Here is a 23,973-nt window from a genome sequence, read left to right on the forward strand (position 1 = left end):
TAACTGGGAGGACCAGGGGGCGGGCACGGGCCCTAGCTCCCCTCCCCGGCGTTGCTCCCGGCCTGGGGGGTGATGCCCTCCAGGCCCTGGTCTATGGCGAACTGCATGCGATGCAAACGGGTGTACACCCCGCCCAGGGCCACCAGTTGATCGTGACGGCCCTCCTCCACGATGCGACCCCCGCTGATCACCAGGATGCGGTCGGCCCGCTGCACCGTGGACAGGCGGTGGGCGATGACAAAGGTGGTGCGACCGGCCATGAGGTTTTCCAAGGCCTTTTGCACGTACATCTCGCTCTCGGTGTCCAAGCTGCTGGTGGCCTCGTCCAGGATGAGGATGGGCCGGTCGGCCAACAGGGCCCGGGCGATGGATAGGCGCTGGCGCTCGCCGCCGGAGAGCAGCACCCCGCTCTCGCCGATCATGGTATCCAGGCCCTGGGGCATCTGCTCGATGAACTTGGTGGCATAGGCCGCCTCGGCCGCCGCGCGTACCTGCTCCTCGGTGGCGTCGGATCGGCCGTAGGCGATGTTGTTGCGCACCGTGTCGTTGAACAGGATGGTCTGCTGGGTGACGACGGCGATCTGTCCCCGCAGGCTGTGCAGGCTGGCCTGGCGGATGTCCACCCCGTCGATGCTGATGGCTCCCTCGCTCACCTCGTAGAAGCGGGGCAGCAGGTTGACCAGGGTGGTCTTGCCTCCGCCGCTGGTGCCCACCAGGGCCACGGCCTGGCCCTTGGGCACGGTGAGGTTGATGTCCTTGAGCACCGGCTCACCGGGGCGGTAGGCGAAGCCCACCCCGCGAAAGGCGATCTCGTTTTGCAAAGCAGGCATTTCCACCGCGCCGGGCTGCTCGGCTATCTCCACCGGCTCGTCCAGGACCCGGTACACCCGCTCGGCGGCGGCCAGGCCGTTTTGCACGTCGTTGTTCAGGCTGCTCAGGCGCTTGACCGGCTCGTACAAGAGGATCAGGGCGGTGAGGAAAGAGAAGAAGGTGCCCGGCGTGGACACGCCGTGGATCACCTGCCAGCCGCCGTAGAACAGGATGCCCGCGATGCCCAGGCCGCCCAAGAACTCCATGAGCGGGCTGGAGATGGCCCGGGTGGAGATGTCCTTCATGCGCAAACGGAACAGGCGGAAGGCCTCGTCGGTGAAGCGCTTGGTCTCGTAGTCCTCGCGGCAGAAGCCCTTGACGATGCGGGCTCCGGCGATGGTCTCGTGCAGCAGCACGGTGACGTCGGCCATGGTCTCCTGGGAGCGGTGGGAAATCTTGCGCAGCCTCCGCCCGAACTTGACCAGGGGGATGACGCACAGGGGGAACACCCCCAGGGCGAACACGGCCAGGAACCAGTCGCGGTAGACGATCACCGCGATGAGGCCCACGATGGTGAACAGGTCCTTGAGCACCCCGGTGACCACGCTGCTCACCGCGCCCTGCATCTGGTTCACGTCGTTGGTGATGCGGCTCATCAGCTCGCCGGTGGGGGTGCGGTCGTAATAGCTCAGGCTCAGGCGCTGCAAGTGGGCGTAGAGGTCTATGCGGTACTGGGTGACGATGCGCTGGCCCACGAACTGCATCAAATAGGTCTGGCCGTATGCAGACAGGCCCTTGACCATGTAGAGCACGATGATGCCTATGGGCATGAGCATGAGCAGGTCCGCGTCGCGGGCCACGAAAATCTTGTCCATCACCGGCTTGACCAGATAGGCCATGGCCGAGGTGGAGGCCCCCACCAGGACCATGAGGGCCATGGCCCCGGCCAGGCGCTTCCAATAGGGGCGCACCATGGCCAGCAGGCGCTTGGCGTGGGCTATGTCGCGTTGACGTTTTTGGGCCCGCTCGGACAAACCGTTTACTCCTCCATCATTTCCAGGGCCAACTGAGCCACCCGGCGGCTGGCTCCCGGCCCGCCCAGCTTGGCGCGAACCTCGCTGAGTCCCTGGATCACCCTCTCCCGGCGACTCTCGTCTTCCAGCAAGGACAAGGCCTCGGCGCATACCTTTTGCGGGGTGGCCTCGCCCTGGATCAACTCGGGCATCAGCTCGCGGCCGGCGATCAGGTTGGGCATGGCGATGTACTCCACTTTAATCAGGGAGCGCGCCACCAGATAATTGAAAGCTCCGGTCTTGTATACCACCACCGACGGGGTCCCGGCCAGTGCGGCTTGCAAGGTGGCCGTGCCCGAGGCCACCAAAAGCAGCTTGGCCTCCTGCATCACCTGGCGGGCTCTTCCGGCCACGATGGTCAATCCCCGGGGCGTGTCGTTGAGAAAAGGCTCCACTTGCTCACGCTTGAGCCCGGGAGCCAGGGGCATCACGAAATGCAGGCCCGGCCGCTTTTGTTGCAGACAGCGGGCCGCCTCCAGCAGCAGAGGGGCCAGCCGGCTGATCTCGGACATGCGGCTGCCGGGCAACAGGCCCACCAACTCGGCCTCCGGGGGCACCGGCAAGGGCTCGTCCCATTGCTGGGCCGGGATGTCCAGCAAGGGGTGGCCCACGAAGCTCACCGGCAACCGGGGGGCGTTGACCTCGAAGAACTCGGGCTCAAAGGGAAACACGCAGGCCAGGCGCCGCACGAAGGAGGCCATTTGCCTGGCCCGCTTGGGCCGCCAGGCCCATACCTGGGGGCTGATGTAATAGAGCACCTTGAGGCCCAGCTTGTGGGCCGCCTTGCCGATGCGGAAGTTGAAGTCCGGAAAATCCACCAAGATGACCAGGTCCGGCCGGGTGCGCTTAAGGTGGCGCTTCATGCCCCGGATGGCCCCCAGGATGACCTTCAGCTTGGGCAGCACCTCGGCCACCCCCACCAGGGCCAGATCTTCGGAGCGCGACAGCAGCTCCACCCCGGCGGCCTCCATCTTGGGCCCGCCTATGCCGCTGATGCTAAGACCGGGCTCCAGGGCCAGCAGTTCGCGGGCCAGACGGGCCGCGTGTTGATCGCCGCTGGCCTCTCCGGCCACCAGCACCACCGAGTGGCCCCCGGCCAACTTACTCTTCCTCTGCGCTCAGGGCTTCCACCCATCGCGGCGAGTCCTGCAAGACGTCCTGGTAGGCGCACAGGCCCTCTTGCACGCAGGCCTTCACCCGCATGGCGCAGGCCAGGGCCTGGCGTCCCGCCCGGCCGTCCACCCGAGGGGCCTGGCGGCTGCGCACCGAGTCCAAAAAGGAGCTGAGTTCCTTTTCCAGGGGGTCGCTCTTGGGAAAGCGGGGCCGCTCGGCGGTGACCTTGGGCAGTTTGCCGGGGCGATATTCCACTCCGCTGACCACCAGCAGTTTGCGCTTGCGGAAATCCAGGGAAAGATAGGCGTCGGGCTGGAACAGGCGCAGCTTGCGCTCGTCCTTGAGGGCCAGGCGGCTGGCGGTGACGTTGGCCACGCAGCCGCCGGCGAACTCCAACCGGGCGTTGACCAGGTCGGCGTGGGGGCCCAACACCGGCACCCCCTTGGCCCGGATCTCCACCGGCTCCTCGCCGTGCATGAGGGCCAGGATGATATCCAGGTCGTGGATCATCAAATCCAGGGTCACGTCCACATCGGTGGCCCGGGCCTTGAAGGGGGCGATGCGGTTGACCTCCATGAACATGGGCTGGCCTGCCCGCTCGAACATGCCCTCCACTGCGGGATTGAAGCGCTCCAGATGGCCCACCTGCAAAATGCGGCCGCCCTCAGCGGCCAGGGCGATGAGCTCGTCGGCCTCCTCCAGGGTGGCGGTCATGGGCTTTTCGCACATCACGTCGGACCCGGCGGACAAAAAGTCCTTGGCCACCGCGTGGTGGGCCACCGTGGGGGTGACCACGCTCACCGCCTCCACCCGGCCCAGCAGCTCGCGGTGGTCGCTGAAGGCGGGACAGCCCACCGCCTTGCCCACCGTTTCGGCCTGGGCGGGGCTGGCGTCCACCACCCCCACCAGCTCGGCGCTTTTGAGGCGAGCCAATTTTTCGGCATGGAAACGGCCCAAGTAGCCCACTCCCACCACCGCTATTTTCACCGGCGCGCTCACGCGGCCTCCTTTTTCTGACGTCCGATTTTTCAGCCGCGGCCCAGGATGCAGATGCCCGAAGCGTCGGCCAGCTTGACGGCCTGTTCCAGGTCGAAAAACAGGGTGCGCCCCGCCTCCACCACCAGGCAGGAGGCTCCGGCCGCGGCCATCACCGCCACGGTGTCGCCGCCCACCGAGGGCAGGTCGAAGCGGCGGTCCTGGTTCGGCTTGCAGCGTTTGATCACCACCGCGCCCTGGCCCCCGGCCAGCTCGCCGCCCCGGCGGATGCACTGGTCGGTGCCTTCCATGGCCTCCACGGCCAGCACCGCCCTGCCCCGCACCACCACGCATTGGCCTATGTCCAGCTTGCCCAACTCGGCGGCCACCTGCCAGCCCACCTCGATGTCCTCGCGCTCCTCGTCGCCGGGCCCCCGCGCGGTGTACACGCCGGGCCGGGCCAGCAGCTCGGGCATCAGCTCGTGGCTGGGCAGAATCTCTATGCCCTGCTCGCCCAGGTAGTCGGCAAAGGTGCGCAGAATGCCGTCGTCGGCCATGTGGCGAATCTTTTTGATCAGCCCCAGGGCCTTGAGGTCCGGCTTGAGGTCGAACATGCGCGGCTTGGTCACCCCGCCGCACATGGCCGCCTGGGTCACGCCCTGGCTCTTGAAGGCCTTCATCAGCTTGCCCAACTGGCCCAGCTGCACCCAGGTGAGGCTGTCCACCTCCTGCTCCAAGGCGGGCAGGGTCTCGCCCTTGAAGGCCACGGCCACCACGCGGTGACCCTGGGCCCTGGCGGAGCGGGCGAACAGCAGGGGGAACTGGCTTTTGCCGGCAATGAGGCCTATGGTGCGCCGTGCCATCTCAATGCTTCGCTAACGAGCGACTCCCCGCTCGCTGGAGGCTATGAAGTCCAACAGGTGGATGACCTCCGGCACGCCGGGAACCTCGGCGCGGACTTGCTCCATGGCCTTTTGGATGGGGGTGTGGGTGCGGAAGATGATGCGGTAGGCGGCTTTGAGCGCCTCCAGGGTCTCTTCGGAAAAGCCGGCCCGCTTCAGGCCGATGACATTCAGGCCGTGGGGCTTGCAACGGTTGCCTTCGCACAGGCAATACGGCGGCTGGTCCTGGGCCACGCCGCTCATGCCCCCGATATAGGCTCGGGTGCCGATGCGGGTGAACTGGTGGATGGCCACCATGCCGCCCAGGCCCACGTAATCTTCTATGTGCACGTGGCCGCCCAGGGTGGCCCCGTTGGCCATGATGACCCGCTGGCCCAACTGACAATCGTGGGCCACGTGGGAATAGGCCATCAAAAGGCATTCGTCGCCCAGGCGGGTCACGCCGCCGCCTTCTCCGGTGCCCCGGTTGACGGTGACGAACTCGCGGATCAGCACCCGGTCGCCGATCTGCAGGAAGGTGCGTTCGTCGCCGAACTTCAGATCCTGGGGATCGGTGCCCACCGAGGCGTAGGGCCAGATGTGGCAGTCGGCCCCGATGGTGGTCAAGCGTTCGATGTTGGCGTGGTGGTCCACCCGGGTGCCCGGTCCTATGGACACCTCGGGCCCGATGTGGGCAAAAGCGCCCACCTTGACCCCGAGGGCCAGCTGGGCGCTGTCGTGAACCACCGCGGTGGGATGAATCTCCATGAAAAACCTTTTCCCGCTCTCAGAGAAAAACTAGGGGGCCGGCCTCGGCCGGGAATCCTCGATTAAGGTTTATTGCACCAGGGCCGCCGTAAGCTCGGCCTGCACGGCCAACTGGTCGTCCACAAAGGCCTTGCCGATCATTTTCCAGGCCCTGGTGGAGCGGTGCACCGCGGTGAGCTCCATGATCAATTGATCACCGGGGATCACCGGCCTGCGGAACTTGACCTTATCCATACCCATGAAATAGAACAACCGGTCCTTGGCTTCGGGGTGGGACTGGTAGGCCAGGATGCCGCCGGTCTGGGCCATGGCTTCGATGATCAGCACACCGGGCATCACCGGCTGACCGGGAAAGTGCCCCTGAAAAAAAGCCTCGTTATAGGTCACGTTTTTCATGGCCTTCACGTATTCGGGAAGCCTCACTTCCAAAACGCGATCCACCAGCAGCACAGGATAGCGGTGGGGCAGGATTTTCAATATGTCGGTGAGGTTCAGCTCTCCATCAGGCATATGACCGCTCCTTTACTACTTTTCCTCGTCACGCCCCAGCCGGTCTTCCAGGGCCTTGACCCGGCTGAATATCTCCGGCAGGCGCTTTACCAGCCCCCTGGTGCGCAGCCATAGGCGGTGGGGCATTACCGGGTATCCGCTGACCACCTCGCCGGCCTCGACCGACTGGGCCACTCCGGAGCCGCCGCCCACCATGGCCCCGTCGCCAATGGTGATATGCCCGGCCACGCCTACCTTGCCCCCCAGAACCACGCCCTTGCCCAGGGTGCTGGAGCCGCTGATGCCCACCTGGGCCACCAACAGGCTGTTTTCGCCGATGACGCAGCCATGGGCGATGTGCACCTGGTCGTCGGTCTTGACCCCGCGCTGTATCCAGGTGCGGCCGTTGGCCGCGCGGTCGATAGTGGTGCCCGCCCCCAGCTCCACGTCGTCATCGATCTGCACGATGCCGATCTGGGGGATCTTGAAGTGGCGCTCACCGTCGAACACGAAGCCGTAGCCGTCGGCTCCGATGACCACTCCACCGTGGATGACGCAACGGCTGCCTATGCTGCAATCGTGGTACACCGCCGCGTTGGCGTGGATGACCGTATCCGAGCCCACCCTCACTCCGGGGCCCAGGTAGGCGCCCGGATGCACCACCACCCTATCGCCCAGCTTGGCCCCGGCTCCCACATAGGCCAACGCGTGAATTGAGCAGTCCGCCCCCAACACCGCGTCCGGCTCCACCACCGCCTTGGGATGAACCCCCAGCGGCTCATAGGGCTTGGCCGTGGCCTTGGTCAATACCTGGGCATAGGCCAGGTAGGGGTTGTCCACCCGGATGACCGCCAGCCCCTCGGGGACCTTCTGGCCGCGCGACACCAAGACCACGCCCGCCCGGCAACTTTCCAGCAGCGGGGCGTACTTGGGGTTGGCCAGGAAAGACAAATCCTCGGAGCCGGCTTGCTCCAGGCCCTTTATGCCCGAGACCTCTCGCTCGGCCGGGCCTTCCAGGGCGCCTCCCAACAAAAGGGCCAACTGGCCCAGGCTAATCTTCACCGGCTTAGCCCTACGGGTACTTCTTGTCGTAGGCCGCGATCACTTCACTGGTGATGTCGGAGCTCTGGGGGAAGTAGAGCGCAGTGCGGGCCTCGGTGATCAAGGCAAAGCCGCCCTTGGCGCCCAAGGCCTTTATGATCCCCTGCATGCGCCTGAGAATGGGCGCAAAGGCGTCGCGTTGGGCCTCGCGCACCTCTTGCTGGGCGTCGCGGCGCCGGTCGTTGAGGCGCCTGGCCTTGCGCTCGAACTCACGCTCCTTGGCCAGTTTGGCCTCGGGCTTAAGCAGCATGGCGGTGTTTTCCAGATCCTTGCGGAGCTTGGCCACCTCCTCGTTGAGCTGCTTCAACTCCTCCTCCAGCTTGGCCGCCTTGCGCCGCAGCTCGGCTTGGGATCTTTTGCCTTGCTTGCAGTCGTTTACCGCCTGCTCCATGTTGATCACGCCGATTTTGGACTGGGCATGAGCGGCGACGGGCGCCAGCCAAAACGCGGTCAATAAGAGTCCCAGCAAGATGGTAAGTTTGCCGTGTTTGGACTGTAACATCAATAATCTCCCCTTTGTAGCCTTTGGTTGGGGGTTGCTAGAACAAGCCGCCGACGGTGAACTCGAAGGCAGACAGGTCGTCATAGGGCTGCTGGTCAAGCACGTAACCGTACTCCAGGCGCAACGGGCCCATGGGCGACATCCAGCGAATGCCGACACCCACGCTTTGACGCAGGTCGCCGAAATCGTATCCCTGCGCCGAGGTCCAGGAGTTACCGGTGTCGTAGAAGACCACGCCCGTGAGGCCCGCCTTCCTGAACAACGGGAAACGCAACTCGACGTTGGCCACGAACATGCGCTCGCCACCGATGAGGTCGCCGTTGGCGTCCATGGGGCTCACCGATTGATAGGCAAAGCCCCGGAGAGTGTTGATGCCGCCCAGGAAGAACTTCTCGTAAATGGGCAGCTCACCGTCCGAGTGCTGATCCAGCCAGCCCAACTGTCCGTGCAACACGAATACCGTATCCCACCACATGGGGAAATACCAGCCGCTGTTGGCGATAATTTTGGTAAACGCGTTGGTGCCGCCCAACGGGGGACCGGCCCACTGCACGCTTATGTTGTTGTCCGAGCCCTTGGTGGTGTTAAAGGTGGCATCGCGGGTATCGCGGCGCAAAATGCCCTTGAAAGCGCTGGTGGTGTAGGTGCCCTCCTGGCTCTTGATGTAGTAATCCGCGTTGCTGTCAACATCGGACACCGTGGCCTGTTCATAGGTGTACCAGAGATAGAAGCGGGTGTAGGCCAGCGGCGTGGGGAAGCCCCAGCGCAAGTTGCCGCCCGTGGCGTTCTTGGTGTACTGGATGTACTCGCGGTCCCAGTTGTAGAGATCAACTCCGAAGCTGATGGGGCGATCAAAAAGCCACGGCTCGGTGAAGCTCAGGGTGAAGCGGTTGGTCAGGCCGCCCAGGGTGGCCCTAAACTGCACCTGCTGGCCCCGGCCGAAGAGGTTGGACTCGCTGAGCTGGCCCATGATCATGAAGGAGTCCTGGGTGGAGTAGCCCGCGCCGAAGGATACCTGGCCGGTGCGCTTCTCCTTCACCTTGATGTTCACGTCCATGGTATCGGGATCGGCGCCCTTGGTGGGCGTGATGGTGATGTCCTCGAAGAAGTTGAGCCGGTGCAGGCGCATGTTGGCCGAGCGGATGGCGGTGGCCGAGAACAGGTCGCCTTCGGCCATGCCCAACTCGCGGCGGATCACCTTGTCGCGGGTGCGGGTGTTGCCGCTGATGACAATGCGGTCAAAGTAGATCTTGGCGCCCTTGGTCACCTGGAAATCCAGGGCCACGGTGTGCTCTTTCATGTTCTGGCGCACCTGAGGGCGCACCTCCACGTAGGCAAAGCCGCGGTTGGCGTAAAGCTCGTGCAGGGTGGCCAGGTCCAGGCGCAACTGCTCGCGGTTGTACCAGTCACCCGGCTTGGTCTTGATCATCGCCTCCAGGTCCTTCTGGGGGATGATCAGCTGGCCGGAGATGCCCACGGTGGAGACCTTGAAGCGGGGGCCCTCCTCGATGTTGATGGTCAGGATCAGGCCGTCCTTGCCGCGGGTGATCTCGGGCTTGCCCACCCGGGCGCTCATATAGCCGTGGTTGTAATAAAAGTCGTTGAGCTTCTGGACGTCCTGCTCCAGCTTGGCCCACTCCATGACGTGGTCGTCCTTGAACCAGGAGAGCCAGCCTTTTTCTCCGGTGCTCATGACCTCCTTGAGCTCGCTCTCGCTGAAGGCCTTGTTGCCCCGCAACTCGATCTTGGAGACGTAGACCTTTTCACCCTCGACGATGGTGAACTTGATGCCCAGATCGCCCTTGGGCAGGTTGATGACCTGGCTGGTCACCTTGACGTCGTAGTAGCCCTTGTCGCGATACATCTGGACGATCTTTTGCTCGGCTTCCTTTACGGCGGCCGGCTTGTACACCGCGAAACGCTTGAGACCTATCTGGTCTTGCAGATCCTTGGTGTCGATCTCCTCGTTACCCTCGAATTTGACCTCGCGCACCGCCGGCTTTTCCTTGACGGCGATGGTGACCACCTTGCCCTTGGGACTGTCGGCGGTGGCGATCTTCACGTCGTCGAAGTAACCCAGCTTCCAGATGGCCTTGAGGTCGTCGTCGATGAGGATGGGCGAAAAGACGCCACCCTCCTTGGTCTTGAGCACCGCCTTGATGGCATCGGACTCTATGCGGCGGTTGCCGGATATTTCGATAGTGGAGACCTTCTCGCGGCCGCTTACCTGCACCGCCAGCTCGCGGGCGATGCGGTCGGTGAGCGTGGCGATGGAATCCAGGCCCGATCCCTCCACAAAGGCGGATTGGGGACGCTGCATACCCAACACGTCCAAGGTCTTGGCGTCCAGGGACACCCGGCTGCCGATCTTGGTGATGGAGCCGGTGATGGCGAAATCCGCGCCCAAACGGCCGGCCACCTTGCGGGCCAGGGTGAGGTCCAGGGGCTTGCCTTCCGCCGCCAAGGCCTGGTTGACTTCGTCCAGGGGAATAACCGTCACCCCCATGGTGTTCAGCTTGTCCCTGAGCATCTTCTGCACGTCGTCGCGCAGATCGGTCAGAGGCTCCCGGCTAAAGACGTGGAAAGGAAAGATCGCCACCTTCATGGCATCGGCCGCCTGGGCCACGGCAGGGGCAAAGAGCACCAAGGCCAAGGTCAATGCCAGCAGAGTTCTCCTCATCACCGTTTTCATTCCTCGCTGGGCCCTGCCTGATCCAGGCTGAAGGCCTTGCCGTCGGCCAACCGCACCCGGCGCCCCAGCGCCTCGGCCAGCCGTTGGTTGTGGGTGGCCACCAGGGTGGTGAGCCCGTGACTTTTATTGAGCTTCACCAACAATTGGTGGACCAATTCTCCAGTACGTTCGTCCAGGTTGCCCGTGGGCTCATCGGCCAAGAGCAGGCTGGGACCCAACACCAGGGCCCGGGCCACCGCCACCCGCTGGGCCTCGCCGCCGGAAAGCTGCGCCACCCGGTGCGAACTGCGGTGGGCCACTCCCACCTCGTCCAAAAGCTCCATGGCCTGCTTTTGGGCCTGCGCCCTGTCCTGGCGGGCTATGAGCGCGGGCATCATCACGTTCTCCAAGGCGCTGAACTCGGGTAGCAGGTGATGAAACTGGAACACGAAACCTACCTGACGGTTGCGAAACGAAGCCAAGGACGCTTCGTCCATCTGGAAAATTTCGCGTCCCCCCACCATAACCCGACCAGAGGTGGGTCGGTCAAGAGCTCCCACAATATGTAGCAGCGTGGACTTGCCCACGCCCGAGGCTCCCACTATGGCCACCGTCTCGCCTTGGGCGACCTCGAGGTCCAGATCCTTGAGGACCTCCACCTGGTCCTGTGGCCCAAAGTACGTCTTTTTAAGCTGCTTTATATGAATGTATCTGGGCTCGTCTGTCAAGTCTCGACCCCCTGGCTCCGCACGATTACAGCCTTATTCATATCGCAGCGCGCGTACCGGGTCCAGGCCTCCCGCGACCCTGGCCGGATAAATCGTGGCCAACAGGCTGATTAGCACCGCGCAAGCGGCCACCACCGCCACCATCAGGGGGTCCACCTGCACCGGCAAGGTGTTGATGGGATACACCGCCTTGGGCAGCTGGATGAAGTGGTAGCGCGACAAAAGCCAGCACAGGAAGAGCCCTCCGCCGACCCCCACCACCGTGCCCACCAGGCCGATGAACAGCCCCTGGAGCATGAAAACCCGCCGCAAGCTGGCCCTGGTGGCGCCCAGGGCTTTCAAGATACCGATATCGCGGGTCTTTACCATGACCATCATGATCAGACTGCTCACGATGCCAAAAGAAGCCACGAACACGATCAGGATGAGGATCACGAACATGGCGATTTTTTCCAGCTTCAGGGCGGCGAAAAGGTTGCTGTTGGTGCTGATCCAGTCGCGGGCGTAATACAGAGGGCCCAGACGCCGTCCTATGGTCTTGGCCACGGCGGGGGCCTGGTACAGGTCCTTGAGCATGACTTCCATGCCGGTGACCCCCTGGCCCAGGTCCAAAAAGCGCTGTCCCGCGGCCAGGCCCATGAACACGATGGAAGAGTCGAACTGATAGAGCCCCGACTCGAAGATGCCCACCACCTGGAAAGGCTCGGTCTTGGGCGCGCGCCCCACCGGCGTGTCCTCGCCCAGGGGGTTGATGACGTTGACCACCGCGCCCATCCCTAGGCCCAGGCGCCGGGCCAGGGCCGAACCCAGCACCACTCCCCACAGGCCGTCGCCCAAGGGCCGGGACAGGCGCTTAAGGTCGCCGGCCACCAGGTGCTGAGCCAACTCCTTGGCCTTGGGCGAGTCCGGGGCCTGTAGGCCATAGACGATGGCGCCGCTGGCCGCGGCCGGTGCCACCAGCATCACCTGGCCATAGACGATGGGCGAGACTCCGGTCACTTGGGGCATCTGATCCAGCTTTTTCACCACCGCCTGGGGCGATTCGATAATGCCCCCGGCCTTGTAGATGGTGACATGGGAGTTCATGCCCACGATTTTCTTGGTGAACTCGTCCTGGAACCCGTTCATGACGCTGAGGACCACGATAAGCGCGCACACCCCCAGCGCCACCCCGGCCATGGAAAGGATGGTTATCAAATTGATAAAAGCATGCTGACGGGCGCGCAGAAAGCGGAAGGCCAGGAAGACCTCGAAACGCATCAACCCTGCTCAGGCCTAAGCAATGGGAAAAGGATGACCTCCCGGATGCTGGGCTGGTCGGTCATGAGCATCACCAGCCGGTCGATGCCCATGCCCTCCCCCGCGGTGGGGGGCATGCCGAACTCCAGGGCCTTGACGTAATCCTGATCCATGAACTGGGCCTCGTCGTCGCCGGCCTCCCGCTGGGCCACCTGCTCGTTGAAGCGGCTGCGCTGGTCGTCGGGGTCGTTGAGCTCGCTGAAGCCGTTGCCCATCTCGCGGCCGGTGATGAAAAACTCGAAGCGGTCCACGATGTCCGGGTCCAGGTCGTTGGTGCGGCTGAGCGGGCTGATGTCCCGGGGGAAGCCGGTCACGAACGTGGGCTGCCAGAGGTTGGGCTCCACGGTCACGTCGAATATCTTGGCCAGGGCCTTGCCCAGGCTGTCGCCGCGATCATGCTGCCCGCCCATGGCGGTGGACATGTTCAGGGCCTTTTCCCGGTCAAAGAGCACCTCGGGCGGCACCTGACCCATCTCCAACAGCGAGCTGCGGAAGTCTATGCTCTGCCAGGGCGGGGTAAGGTCCACGTTGCGGCCCTGGTAATCGAAGCTGAGGGAGCCCTTGACCGCCATGGCCACCTTGCCGAACATCTCCTCGGTCATGGTGATGAGGTCTTCGTATGTGGCGTAGGCCTGATAGAACTCCAGCATGGTGAACTCGGGGTTGTGGCGAACGCTCACCCCCTCGTTGCGGAAGTTACGGTTGAGCTCGAACACCCGCTCCAGGCCGCCCACCACCAGGCGCTTCAAATATAGCTCCGGGGCCACCCTGAGGTACAGCTTCATGTTCAGGGCGTTGTGATGGGTCTCAAAGGGACGCGCGGTGGCACCGCCGGGGATGGCCTGCATCATGGGGGTCTCCACCTCCAGGAAGTCGCGCTCGGTGAGGAAACCCCGCAGGGTGGAGACGATGGTGGAGCGGGCCCGGAAAATATCGCGCACCTCCTGATTCATGATCAGGTCCAGGTAACGCTGGCGGTAGCGCTGCTCCACGTCGGTGAGGCCGTGGAACTTCTCGGGCAGGGGCCGCATGGCCTTGGTCACCAGGTAGAGCTGCTCCGCCTTCAAGGTGAGCTCGCGGGTGCGGGTGCGGAACAGATGGCCCACCACCCCGATGATGTCGCCCACGTCCAGCTTCTTGAACAGCTTGAACTGCTCGGGGGCGATCACGTCCTTTTGCACGTGCAGCTGCAGGCTGCCGGTGCGGTCGGTGATCTTGATAAAAGCGGCCTTGCCAAAGGAGCGGATGGCCATGATCCGCCCGGCCAGGGAAAATTTCAGATATTCCTGGTATTCCAGGCGGGCGGCGTCCAGTTGACCGTGGTTTTTCACCACTTCCCCGATGGTGTCGCGGGGCCGGAAGGTGTTGGGATAGAGCTGGAGCCCCAACTCTTGGATCTGAGCCGCCTTTTGGCGTCGCTGCTTGATCAGGAGGTTCTCATCGGTGGCCGCGGCCTGCGCGTTCTCCTGATTGCTCTTTTGCTGGTCTTTTGCCACTGCCGCCTCTGTGATTCCGGCCTTCGCCCCCGTCTGGGTTGCGCCGGGTTTATTCATGAACTAGGCTACTTTATCTACGCCGCCCCCCCCGTTTTGTCAAGTCGGGCCGGGTCCCGATTTTTTTAAAAATACCCTTGACAGGCCAGGTTTTGATAACCATACTTCCCAACGTGCGGGCTCGGCCTGGGCCGAGCCCGCTGCTTATGTGCCCAAGGGCCGCCCCGCCGAGCAATGCTGGGCGACCTTTTTAGAGTTATCGTTTCCCTTAAGGAGTTGAGAAGATGCTGTGCACCACCACCCGCCCCGGCCAGGAATGCGCTTTAATGGGCAAAGACGGTTGTGGTTTCAACGGCGGCACCTGCCATCCGGCGGTGGAGCCTTGCCTGGGCTGCGATCACAGCGTGACCGTGGGCGACATGGTCTACTGCAAGAGCTACCCCGATCCGGCGGTCAAGTGGCGTTACGGCAACTGCAACTTCGCCACCCACGTGAAGGGCGAAGCCAAGGAAGCCCCCAAGAACCTCAACCCCATCAAGGCCTCCAAGCGCGCCCACGCCCGCTAGGCAAGCCGCCTTTGATAGTCTCGGCCCGGCCCCCTTTTGGGGGCTGGGCTTTTTTGGGCGAGTATTCCCATGGGATCATCGCCCTGTCCGCTACTTTCGCGGCCCCGCCCGGCCAGCCAGCCCCAGCCATAAAAAAACCGGACCGGGCGAACCCGGTCCGGCACTGAACGCAAGAGGCGCTTTTAGGTCAGCTTGGCCAGGGCGGCCTTGACCGAAGCCATGCCCTGCTTGATCTGCTCGTCGCTGATGGCAAAGGAGAAGCGGATGCAGTCGTCCTCGCCGAAGGCGATGCCCGGCACCGCGGCCACGGAAGCGTTATCCAACAGGTAGTCCGCCAGATCCTGGGAGCCGGTTATCTGCTTGCCCTCGAACTTCTTGCCATAATAGGCCTTGAAACTGGGGAAGGCGTAAAAGCTGCCCTCGGGGCGGTAGCAGGTGACCCCCGGCAGTTCGGAGATGAGGTCCATGATCAGGTCGCGCCGCCGCTCGAAGCTCTGGTTGCGCTCGGCCACGAACTCCTGGGGCCCGTTAAGGGCCTCCTCGGCCGCCTTTTGGGCGATGGAGGTGGGGTTGGAGGTGGACTGGCTCTGAATCTTGGAGCAGGCCTTGATCAATTCCGCGGGCCCGCCCATGTAGCCGATGCGCCATCCGGTCATGGCATAGGCCTTGGACACCCCGTTGAGGGTCACGGTGTTGGCGTAGACCTCGGGGCTCAGCGAAGCGGTGGCCGTGAAGGTCCTGCCGTCAAAGAGAATGGGCTCGTACATCTCGTCGCTAATGATCAAGACTCCCTTGGAGGCGCAGAACTCGGCCAGGGGCCGCAACTCGGCCTCGCTGTACACGCCGCCCGTGGGGTTGGAGGGCGAGTTGATGAAGATGGCCTTGGTCTTGTCGCTGACCGCTTTTTGAAGGTCGGCCAGTTGCAGCTTGAAGCCGTTCTCCAGCTTGGTGGGCACGATCACCGGCTTGCCGCCGGCCAGGATGACCATGGGCGGATAGCTGACCCAGTAGGGCGCGGGCACGATGACCTCGTCGCCCTCGTCCAGCAGGGCCTGCATGATCAGGTAGCTGGAGTGCTTGCCGCCCACGTTGATCATCACCTGGTCCATGGCGTAGTCCAGGCCGTTGTCGCGCTTGAACTTGTCGATCACCGCCTGTTTGAGCTCCGGAGTGCCCGGTACGGGGGTGTAGCGGGTGAAGCCATCGTCGATGGCCTTTTTGGCTGCCTCGCAAATGTGTTTCGGGGTGGGGAAATCCGGTTGACCGGCCCCGAAGTTGACGATGTCCACCCCCTGGGCGCGCAGGGCGTCGGCCTTGGCGTTCAAGGCCAGGGTGGGCGAGGGCTGAATGCTCATCACGCGGCGGGAAAGCTGCATGGCTGGCTCGTCTCCCAATTGGTTAAAGGTTTATCGCTCGTAACCATAAATAATATCATTACGCTTCCCTCCCCTCAATAAGGCCTGCGTTTTTGAATTTGACAAGCAGGGCCTGGCGGGAGTAGGGATTATATGCGCCCGCCAAGAAGCGGGCCATAACCAGATGCTGGGGGAGCCCCGTATGGGCTGAGAGTACGTCGAGAGGCGGCGTAGACCCCTTGAACCTGTTGGGTAATGCCAGCGTAGGGAAGCACGCCGCGCCACGGAAATGTATCGGGCCGGTTTCCTTACGGGAGCCGGCCCGTCGCTTTTATGGCGGGGCCGGCGGAAAGGACGTGATTCATGCTAGAGGAAGTGACCATCACCAAAGCCATCATCCACCGCTACATGGAAAAGCTCGATAACCACCTGGAGCTGGACGTGGCCATCGTGGGCGGCGGCCCGGCAGGCCTGGTGGCCGGCAAGAAGCTGGCCGAGGCGGGGCACAAGGTGGCCATGTTCGAGCGCAAGCTTTCCATCGGCGGAGGTATGTGGGGCGGCGGCATGATGTTCAACGAGATCGTGGTGCAGGAGGAAGCCAAGCGCATCCTGGACGAGTTCCAGGTGCCCTGCCGCGAGTTCGAGCCAGGCTACTACACCGCCGACAGCGTGCTGTGCGCCAGCACCCTTTGCTCGGTGGCCACCAAGACCGGGCTGACCATCTTCAACCTGGTGAGCATGGAAGACGTGATGATCCGCCACAACCGGGTCATGGGCCTGGTGCTCAACTGGAGCTCGGTGGAGATGGCCGGCTTGCACGTGGACCCCTTGACCATCAAGGCCAAGTGGGTCATCGACGCCACCGGCCACGCCGCCGAAGTGCTCAACGTCATCGCCCGCAAGGTCGACGCCGAGCTCAACACCGCCAGCGGCAAGGTGATGGGCGAGCGCTCCCTGTGGGCCGAGCAGGCGGAAAACCACACCCTGGACAACACCAAGGAGGCCTTCCCCGGGGTCTACACCGCGGGCATGTGCGCCAACGCGGTGTTCGGCTCTTATCGCATGGGTCCGGTGTTCGGGGGCATGCTGCTAAGCGGCGAGAAGGCCGCCGCCGAGGTGGGCGAGCGGCTCAAGCAAGACAAGTAAGCACCTGGCTTCGCGCCAATAGACAAGGGCAGGCGGCCGCGAGGCCCCTGCCCTTTCCTTATCGAATCGAGTCTGCCGCCCTTGGGATCAGCGGCTGCGCACCCCGCCGGCCACCGCGCCTTCGATCCAGTAGGCGCGCTGCCGGGCTAAAAATCCCTCTGCCTGGCGGTTGTCCAGCCAATGATTTACCAGCTGGCGCATGCGGCCTGAGTCCTTGTGCATCAGGTAGGCAAAGGTGATCATCGCCCCCATATGCTTGGGGCGCACCGCGGTGTAACCCGGATGCCCCGAGGCCCAAACCCCGGCCTGCTCCAGGGTCCACAGGGCGGCGTCCCAGCCCTTGGCCGTGGGTAGATGGCCGTAATCGGGAACCACCACCTGCTTGGCCTGGGGGAACAGATTCCTGGCCAAGGCCTTGGTGACCGGATTGTCGAAAACCGCAATGGCCAGGTTGGGGCGGCTGAGGATTTCATCCATGTCCATGAACTCGGGCACCCGGCTGGATGGCACCATCAAGGCCATGGGGCTGTGGTAGTAAGCCTGGGAAAAGGCTCCCCAGAGCATGCGCGACTCCACCACGTAGACCCCACCGGCCCACAAATCCATGATTCCCTGCTTCACGTCCTCTTCCAGCTTGTGGTAGGCCACCGGCACGAACACCAGCTTCACGTTGAGGGAGCGGGCCATGTCATAGGCGCAGGCCACGTCGTAGCCCACCAGGTCGCCTTCTTCGTTGCGATAGGCAAAGGGTACGATGTCCCGGCCAAAGCCCACCCGCAGGGTGTGGGTCCTCTGAATTCGCCCAGCACCGTCTCCCCAGGCTGCAGCGCCGCGTCGGGGTTCTCGCGCAGGAAAGCCTCCCGGCTTTCATAAACCTTGGCCTTTACGCCCTTGCTTAGCTCCTCTGGCAGGGTGAAGCCGAGATAGGTTTTCTGGGGGCGCTGGAGCACCTCGGAGAGCAGCACATGCCCGCCCCAGGCCAGGCCGGCGGTGCACACCGCCAAAAAGCCCACGCAGACCAGCAGCCTGCCCAGGCGCAGCTTGATCTTGCCGTAGTAGTTGAAGGTCATCAAAAGGGTGAGAAAGGCGAAGCCCATCACCGACAGGGCCACCTGCCCGTAACGGGAGATCATCATGGTTTCCACGTAGAGGCTGGTGGGGTGGCCGGGCAGCTGCAGCCACTCGCCTAGGAAGTCCACCGCGTTGACCGTGGAGGTGGGCGAGCCAAAGCAGGAGATCAGGGACATGAAAGGCAGGGCCGTAAGCTCGCCGCCGGTCAGGGAGGTGCGGGTGTAAAAGGCCACGAAGAGAATGAAGAAGTAGACGAAAAAGTTACCCAGCTGGCCCAGGGGATAGTTGATGGCCAGGGAGGTCTCGATGATCTCGCTTTTTTCCTCGCCCTCGATGCCGTTGGCCTCGGTCAGCTTCTCGGCCGCCTGCTAAATGAAAGGCAGGGCCACCACCGACATGGTGGTGACCAGGGCCAGGGTCAGGCCGTTGCGCAGGTCGTACATCACCTGGCGGTAGCCCACCGGCAACAGCGAGGATATGGCCACCGGCACCACCACCAGAACCAGGATGGCGCATATGATCAAAAGCAGGCTCAGGTAGACCACCAGGCCCCCGGCCTCAGCCACCCGCAGGGTGCCTATGGTGGAGGCGAACATGGCGAACACCGCCACTGGAGCCAGGGTCACCACCCAGCGCCAGATTTTCACGCAGGCGGTGCGGATCAGGGCTAGGATGTCCAGCACCCGGTCCTTGCTCTCTATGCCCTGAATGGCCACCCCGAACAGCACCGACAGCAGCACCACGGCGGGCACGTAGTTGTTGGCCAAATCCTGAAAGATGTTGCCCGGCAGAATAAGCTGCAAAAAGTCGGGGCCGTTGCGGGCCTGGACGGCCGCGTCCACGATTATGGGTGGAGGCGAGGAGGGAAAGGCCCGGCCCAGCAGATAGATCACCCCCAGGGTGCCGCCCCAGGCGACCGCGTAAAAGGACCAGCTTTTCTTGAACAGCTTGAGGGCCACCTTGGGACTCAAACGCCCCAGGCCGTGCAGCAACGAGGAGATCAGGTAGGGATAGACCACTGATTGCAAAAGCATGACGTAGGCGCTGCCTATGGGCTGCAGCACCTTGCAGGCATCACCCAGCAAAACGCCGGTGAGCACCCCACCGGCGGCTCCCAGGCCTATCCAGGCCGCCAGACTCACTAAAACTTACTTGGCATGGGATGCGCCATCCCATCGTGTCTTGGAACAAAAAAGGCGAGAAGCCGGACCGCCGACTACATCCCCCCGATGATCTTTTCCATCTTGGACTTGATGCTGCGGACGTTGCCCTTTTTGGGCTCCCATTCCAGGATCTTGAGCTTGTCCTTGGGACGGTTGCGGGGGATCAGATGCACGTGATAGTGCATGACCACCTGGTTGGCCCCCTTGCCGTTTAGCTGCAGGATGGCGATGCCCCCGGGGTTCAGGCCCTTCATGATGGCCGCGGCGATCTTTTGGGTGGTCTGGTGCACCGCGGCCAGATCGCCGGGCACCATCTCCAACAGGTTTTCCACGTGGTTTTTGGGCACCACCAGCACGTGGCCCGGGGTTACGGGGTTGACGTCCATGAAGGCCAGGGTCCGCTCGTCCTCGTAAACCTTGTAGCAGGGGACTTTGCCGGCCACTATATCGCAGAAAATGCAGCCTTCCTCACTCATTTCTCAACCCCTTCCGCCGGCGTCCGGCTCGGTCGCGCCGCCGGCCGCATTTAAGTCCACTATGCGCAGGCCCTGGGCGTAGGGCCGGGTTACGTAATCATTAACTTGGCCGATTTGTTGAATCATGCCCCCCAGGCGCTCCACCTGGGCCATGAGCTCTCCTATATCTTTTTGCAGAGGCTCTTCCTCGCCCAAGGAGCGCCGCAGCTTTTCCAAGCCCAACACCAGCGCGGTCAGGGGCTGGGCCAATTCGTGGCAGGCCGCCCCCACGGTCTCCACCACGGCCTGGCGCTGCTCCATGCGCCGGGCCTGCTCCCTAAGCAGGGCCACGTTGAGGCCAAAGGCGGTCTTGCGCCCCAGGCGCTCCAAAAAGTGGGTGTCCAGGCCCTTTTGGTAACGGCGGCTGGACAAGGAGCCCAGGTTTAGGCTGCCCAGCATCTCTCCGCTGACCCACAGGGGCAAAACAGCCATGGAGGCCGGCCTGGTGCCCTGGGGAAAAAAGAATTCGCTCAATTCCCGGGTAGGCTTGTCCTCCAGGAAAGGCTGCTCCAGATCGCCCAGGATCAGGCGCATTTCCTTGCGCCGCCGCCGAAAACAGCCCGCCGGGCCCTGGCCCTCGTGGTCGAACACCACGTCCAGGCGGCGGTTGTCGGCCAACAGGGCCACGCTGACCTCTTCCAGGCGATAAATACCGGCCACGGTGGTCGGCAATTGGGTCAGCAGCTCGCCGGGCTCCTGCGCGGCCAGCAAAAACTCCTCCACCTGGTCCAAGCGGCTCTGAATTTCCTCGTTGCGCCTGGCTTGGGTGAGCAGATCGTCCAAATCCACCCGGGTGAGCATGGCCCGCCTTTCCCTGGAAGACGCGGCCCCGGCCACGCCGTCTAAAAGTACTTGCGCCATGCTAGCACAACGTCACTTTCCCGGCAACTAACCGGTAAGTTGGGCTCTTTTGGCTTGGTCCCGCGAGGCCGGAGACCTATAATGGGCCCATGCGAGTAGCGGTGATTCAAATTAATAGTTCCCAACAACGCCGGGAAAACCTGGAGCAAGCCTCGGATCTTCTGGCCCAGGCCAAGGACCAGGGGGCCAAACTGGCGGTATTGCCGGAGCATTTTTCCTATCTGGCGGCCATGGCCGACATGCCCCGGGCGGCCGAACCCCTGCGCGGCCCCACAATGGCCTTTCTGGCCGAGCGGGCCCAAAAGCTGGGTCTGTGGATCATCGGCGGCTCTTTTTCACGCAAAAGTAACGATCCCACCCATAGTTACAACACCTGCCCCGTTTTGAACCCCCAGGGCGAACTGGTGGCCCACTACGACAAAATTCACCGCTTCGACCTTGACCTCCCCGGCCAGGCCAAGTGGGAGGAATCGCGCTACGTAAGGGCGGGCCGCCGCTTGGTCACCGTTGATACCCCTGCGGGGATGGTTGGCCTAACCATCTGTTATGACCTACGCTTTCCTGAACTTTACCGTCGCCTGCGCCTCAAGGGGGCCCAGGTGCTGTCCGCCCCGGCCGCCTTTACCCAGGCCACGGGCCAGGACCATTGGGAGCTTTTGGTGCGCACCCGAGCCCTGGAAAACGCCTGCTATCTTTTGGCGGCGGCCCAGGTCGGCGATCACGGCGGCGGGCGACGCTCCTGGGGCCAGGCCATGATCGTGGGGCCCTGGGGCGAGGTGCTGGCCCAGTGCGGCCCGGGGCCGGGAGTGGCCCTGGCCGAGGTAAACCCCAAGGGCGTTGCCGCCTCCCGGCGCAAGCTGGACTCCACCAGCCATGCCCGCCTGCTGCCCCGCGCCTGGAACCGGGAACGCTGAGATGGCGCAAGACCCGGAAAAGAAGTTTTTCGCCACCGCCATCAGCCGGTGGTTCTTCGGCATCAGCACCCTGTTGATGCTCTATTTGGGCTATCTGCTCATCCAGCCTTTCCTCATGCCCATTTTCCTGGCCGTGGTGCTGGTGGTGGTGGGCTGGCCCCTGCACATGGGGGTGCTGCGCCTGGTGGGCCCCAAGCGGCAACACCTGGCCGCGGCCGTCACCGTGTTCGTGTTCACGGTGATCATCGTAATGCCGCTTTATTTCATCGTGGGCATCATCAGCGAACAGGCCCTGGGCCTGTACAACACCGTTAGCAACATGGTGCAGGGGGGCGGGCTGCAAGAGTCCCTCAAGCACGGCATGGACCTGCTCAACCCCTTCTTCGACAAGCTCAACGAAACCATGGGCATCAGCAAGGCCGAGGTGTTCACCCAGGTGGGCGAGCTGGTGCGCCGGGTGAGCAACCTGCTCTACTCCAACCTGACCGGCCTGCTCCGGGGCATCACCAACCTGGTGATCGACTTTTTCCTCATGCTCCTGGTGGCCTTTTATCTGTTCATCGACGGGCGCCGCGCGGCCGACCGCCTGCTGTCTTTGAGCCCCATGCCCTCCAGCCTCAACCACAAGATCAGGGACGAGGTGCTGGGCACCATGCGGGCCACCCTCACCGGCACGGTGGTGATGTCCCTGCTCCAGGGAATTTTGGGCGGCGTGGGTTTTTGGATTTTCGGCGTGCCCAACAGCCCCTTTTGGGGCACGGTCATGGTCTTCGCCTCGGTGGTGCCCATTTTTGGTACCGCGGTGGTCTGGGTGCCCGGCGGCTTGTTCCTGCTGCTCAGCGGCATGACCCAGGCCGGGGTGGGAGTCATGATCTGGTGCCTGGTCGCGGCCCTGGTTTGCGACAACCTGATCAAGCCCAAACTGTTGGGCAACGTGACTCACCTGCATCCCCTGATGATCTTTTTCGCGGTGCTGGGCGGCCTCTTGCTCTTCGGGGTGGTGGGGCTGGTGCTGGGGCCCATGGTCCTGGCCCTGATGCTCTCCCTGCTGGAAGTCTACCGCCTGCATTTCGTGCCCGAGGACAGCGATCTGGCCCATTGTTCAGACCCGCCAGAGGAGCCGGCCGCCCCGCCGGCGGAGCCGCAAACCCCTACGGCGAAACCCCAACAGGAGAGTTGAGCCATGAACAACACCCTGGCCATCATCATGGCGGGCGGCAAGGGAGAGCGGCTGTTCCCCCTCACCCGCGACCGCTCCAAGCCCGCGGTGCCCTTTGGCGGAGCCTACCGCCTTATCGACATTACCCTGAGCAACGTGGTCAACAGCGGCATCTACAAAATAATGGTGCTGCCTCAATACAAGAGCCAATCCCTGGTGGACCACCTGGAAGCGGGCTGGAACATCTTTTCCTTTGACCTGGGCCACTACCTGCGCATCGTCAGCCCCCAGATGCGCACCGGCGAGCGCTGGTACGAGGGCACCGCGGACAGCGTGCGGCAAAACGCCTATCTGCTGGAGCGCGACCGCGGCCTGGGCCACGTGCTGATCCTCTCGGGTGATCACGTGTACAAGATGGACTATTCCCAGTTCCAGGCCGCCCACGACCAAAGCGGAGCCGACGTTTCCATCGCGGTGATCGAGGTGGACCGCGAGACCGCCTGCGCCTACGGGGTGGTGGAGGTGGACGGCGACTACGCCATCCAGGGCTTCCACGAAAAACCCGACGACCCGGTGTGCATCCCCGGCGACGAAGGCCACTCCCTGGTCTCCATGGGCATCTACCTTTTCAGCCGCAAGGCGATGCTGGAGGTGCTCGAGGAGGTGGAAGGCAAGGACTTCGGCCACGACATCATCCCCTCCCTCTTGGGCCGCTACAAGGTCATGGCCTACGCCTACAAGGCCAACAACCACATCCACGACTACGTGTGGCTCACCGACGACCGGGGCAACCGCAGCCTGGAGTACCAGGAATGCGCCGGGGACAGCGGCTACTGGCGCGACGTGGGCAGCCTGGACGCCTATTGGAATGCCAACATGGACCTGTGCGGGGTGGACCCCTACTTCAACCTCTACGGCCGCCAATGGCCCCTGCGCACCTTCCGCCACCAGCTCCCCCCGGCCAAGTTCGTCTTCGCCGCCGAGCGCGGGGGCAGCGGCCGAGTGGGCAAGGCCCTGGACTCTCTGGTGGGCCAGGGCTGCATCATCAGCGGCTCGGTGGTGCGCAACTCGGTGCTCAGCCCCAACGTGGTGGTGCAGTCCTGGAGCGAGGTGGACGAGAGCGTCATCCTGGACAACGTGATAATCGGCCGGCACTGCAAGGTCAAAAAGGCCATCATCGACAAGAACAACCACTTGCCGGAAGGCACCGAGATCGGCCTGAACCCCAAGGAGGACGCCGAGCGCTTCACCGTTACCCCCAGGGGAATCTCGGTGGTGCCCCGGGGTTACTTCAAGCCCTGAGCCGGGAGATTCTTGGGC

23 protein-coding genes and 1 riboswitch are annotated in these 23,973 nt (G+C 63.5%); of the genes, 5 read left to right on the forward strand and 18 right to left on the reverse strand.

Annotation, left to right across the window (positions count from 1 at the left end; all coding sequences use genetic code 11):
* Window positions 1-32: 32 nt before the first annotated feature.
* From msbA to lysS, 12 genes are all read right to left on the reverse strand, one after another.
* A complete protein-coding gene (msbA, locus tag AACH32_RS11220; RefSeq protein WP_434062357.1) occupies window positions 33-1,784 on the reverse strand; it encodes a lipid A export permease/ATP-binding protein MsbA in 1,752 nt (583 codons plus the stop codon).
* 65 nt (window positions 1,785-1,849) lie between these two features.
* A complete protein-coding gene (gene lpxB, locus AACH32_RS11225) occupies window positions 1,850-2,983 on the reverse strand; it encodes a lipid-A-disaccharide synthase (protein WP_338599313.1) in 1,134 nt (377 codons plus the stop codon).
* A gap of 1 nt (window position 2,984) precedes the next feature.
* Window positions 2,985-3,995, reverse strand: a complete 1,011-nt coding sequence (locus tag AACH32_RS11230; protein WP_338599315.1) for a Gfo/Idh/MocA family protein — start codon at window positions 3,993-3,995, stop codon at window positions 2,985-2,987.
* Between the two features lie 29 nt (window positions 3,996-4,024).
* Window positions 4,025-4,834, reverse strand: a complete 810-nt coding sequence (locus tag AACH32_RS11235) for an LpxI family protein (protein ID WP_338599317.1) — start codon at window positions 4,832-4,834, stop codon at window positions 4,025-4,027.
* Window positions 4,835-4,846: 12 nt separating this feature from the next.
* The gene (gene lpxA / locus AACH32_RS11240) at window positions 4,847-5,620 is read right to left on the reverse strand and encodes an acyl-ACP--UDP-N-acetylglucosamine O-acyltransferase (RefSeq protein ID WP_338599319.1); all 774 of its coding nucleotides are present in this window, start codon (window positions 5,618-5,620) and stop codon (window positions 4,847-4,849) included.
* Between the two features lie 69 nt (window positions 5,621-5,689).
* On the reverse strand, window positions 5,690-6,130 hold the full coding sequence (fabZ, locus tag AACH32_RS11245; protein WP_338599321.1) for a 3-hydroxyacyl-ACP dehydratase FabZ: 441 nt from the start codon (window positions 6,128-6,130) through the stop codon (window positions 5,690-5,692).
* Between the two features lie 15 nt (window positions 6,131-6,145).
* Window positions 6,146-7,171, reverse strand: a complete 1,026-nt coding sequence (lpxD, locus tag AACH32_RS11250) for a UDP-3-O-(3-hydroxymyristoyl)glucosamine N-acyltransferase (RefSeq protein WP_338599323.1) — start codon at window positions 7,169-7,171, stop codon at window positions 6,146-6,148.
* 10 nt (window positions 7,172-7,181) lie between these two features.
* On the reverse strand, window positions 7,182-7,712 hold the full coding sequence (locus AACH32_RS11255) for an OmpH family outer membrane protein (RefSeq protein WP_338599325.1): 531 nt from the start codon (window positions 7,710-7,712) through the stop codon (window positions 7,182-7,184).
* Window positions 7,713-7,749: 37 nt separating this feature from the next.
* Window positions 7,750-10,392, reverse strand: coding sequence for an outer membrane protein assembly factor BamA (gene bamA / locus AACH32_RS11260; protein ID WP_338606662.1), 2,643 nt, complete (start codon window positions 10,390-10,392; stop codon window positions 7,750-7,752).
* Window positions 10,393-10,400: 8 nt separating this feature from the next.
* Window positions 10,401-11,111 carry an ABC transporter ATP-binding protein gene (locus AACH32_RS11265; RefSeq protein ID WP_338599327.1) on the reverse strand — a complete coding sequence of 237 codons (711 nt, stop codon included), beginning with the start codon at window positions 11,109-11,111 and terminating at the stop codon, window positions 10,401-10,403.
* 33 nt (window positions 11,112-11,144) lie between these two features.
* The gene (locus AACH32_RS11270) at window positions 11,145-12,371 is read right to left on the reverse strand and encodes a lipoprotein-releasing ABC transporter permease subunit (protein ID WP_338599329.1); all 1,227 of its coding nucleotides are present in this window, start codon (window positions 12,369-12,371) and stop codon (window positions 11,145-11,147) included.
* Window positions 12,371-13,906, reverse strand: a complete 1,536-nt coding sequence (gene lysS / locus AACH32_RS11275; RefSeq protein WP_338599331.1) for a lysine--tRNA ligase — start codon at window positions 13,904-13,906, stop codon at window positions 12,371-12,373. Before lysS ends, AACH32_RS11270 begins: the two co-directional genes overlap by 1 nt.
* Window positions 13,907-14,187: 281 nt before the next feature.
* Here lysS and AACH32_RS11280 point away from each other — a divergent pair, with 281 nt between their 5' ends.
* Window positions 14,188-14,469, forward strand: a complete 282-nt coding sequence (locus AACH32_RS11280; RefSeq protein WP_338599334.1) for a PxxKW family cysteine-rich protein — start codon at window positions 14,188-14,190, stop codon at window positions 14,467-14,469.
* A gap of 182 nt (window positions 14,470-14,651) precedes the next feature.
* Here the strand turns inward: AACH32_RS11280 and AACH32_RS11285 are convergent, their stop codons facing one another.
* Window positions 14,652-15,845 carry a pyridoxal phosphate-dependent aminotransferase gene (locus AACH32_RS11285; RefSeq protein ID WP_338599337.1) on the reverse strand — a complete coding sequence of 398 codons (1,194 nt, stop codon included), beginning with the start codon at window positions 15,843-15,845 and terminating at the stop codon, window positions 14,652-14,654.
* Between the two features lie 158 nt (window positions 15,846-16,003).
* Window positions 16,004-16,111, forward strand: a riboswitch (TPP riboswitch).
* A gap of 76 nt (window positions 16,112-16,187) precedes the next feature.
* Between AACH32_RS11285 and AACH32_RS11290 the strand changes: the two genes are divergently transcribed.
* Complete coding sequence (locus AACH32_RS11290; RefSeq protein ID WP_338599339.1) at window positions 16,188-16,970, forward strand: sulfide-dependent adenosine diphosphate thiazole synthase; 783 nt, start codon at window positions 16,188-16,190, stop codon at window positions 16,968-16,970.
* 87 nt (window positions 16,971-17,057) lie between these two features.
* On the opposite strand, the gene AACH32_RS11295 is transcribed toward AACH32_RS11290, so the two are convergent.
* The 5 genes from AACH32_RS11295 to AACH32_RS11315 form a co-directional block, all read right to left on the reverse strand.
* On the reverse strand, window positions 17,058-17,744 hold the full coding sequence (locus tag AACH32_RS11295; RefSeq protein WP_338599342.1) for a transporter substrate-binding domain-containing protein: 687 nt from the start codon (window positions 17,742-17,744) through the stop codon (window positions 17,058-17,060).
* On the reverse strand, window positions 17,636-18,274 hold the full coding sequence (locus AACH32_RS11300) for a hypothetical protein (RefSeq protein WP_338599345.1): 639 nt from the start codon (window positions 18,272-18,274) through the stop codon (window positions 17,636-17,638). Before AACH32_RS11300 ends, AACH32_RS11295 begins: the two co-directional genes overlap by 109 nt.
* A gap of 135 nt (window positions 18,275-18,409) precedes the next feature.
* Complete coding sequence (locus AACH32_RS11305; RefSeq protein WP_338599348.1) at window positions 18,410-19,183, reverse strand: dicarboxylate/amino acid:cation symporter; 774 nt, start codon at window positions 19,181-19,183, stop codon at window positions 18,410-18,412.
* A 74-nt stretch (window positions 19,184-19,257) separates the two neighbouring features.
* Window positions 19,258-19,680, reverse strand: a complete 423-nt coding sequence (locus AACH32_RS11310) for an HIT family protein (protein ID WP_338599350.1) — start codon at window positions 19,678-19,680, stop codon at window positions 19,258-19,260.
* A gap of 3 nt (window positions 19,681-19,683) precedes the next feature.
* A complete protein-coding gene (locus AACH32_RS11315; RefSeq protein WP_338599353.1) occupies window positions 19,684-20,580 on the reverse strand; it encodes a DUF484 family protein in 897 nt (298 codons plus the stop codon).
* A 101-nt stretch (window positions 20,581-20,681) separates the two neighbouring features.
* Here AACH32_RS11315 and AACH32_RS11320 point away from each other — a divergent pair, with 101 nt between their 5' ends.
* The 3 genes from AACH32_RS11320 to AACH32_RS11330 are packed head-to-tail and all read left to right on the forward strand — an operon-like array spanning window position 20,682 to window position 23,955.
* On the forward strand, window positions 20,682-21,494 hold the full coding sequence (locus AACH32_RS11320; protein WP_338599356.1) for a carbon-nitrogen hydrolase family protein: 813 nt from the start codon (window positions 20,682-20,684) through the stop codon (window positions 21,492-21,494).
* A gap of 1 nt (window position 21,495) precedes the next feature.
* Window positions 21,496-22,674, forward strand: a complete 1,179-nt coding sequence (locus AACH32_RS11325; RefSeq protein ID WP_338599359.1) for an AI-2E family transporter — start codon at window positions 21,496-21,498, stop codon at window positions 22,672-22,674.
* A gap of 3 nt (window positions 22,675-22,677) precedes the next feature.
* On the forward strand, window positions 22,678-23,955 hold the full coding sequence (locus tag AACH32_RS11330; RefSeq protein ID WP_338599362.1) for a glucose-1-phosphate adenylyltransferase: 1,278 nt from the start codon (window positions 22,678-22,680) through the stop codon (window positions 23,953-23,955).
* The last annotated feature ends 18 nt before the right edge of the window (window positions 23,956-23,973 follow it).

The sequence above is a fragment of the Desulfoferula mesophila genome (genome assembly GCF_037076455.1).
GTDB classification, from domain to species: Bacteria; Desulfobacterota; Desulfarculia; order Desulfarculales; family Desulfarculaceae; genus Desulfoferula; species Desulfoferula mesophila.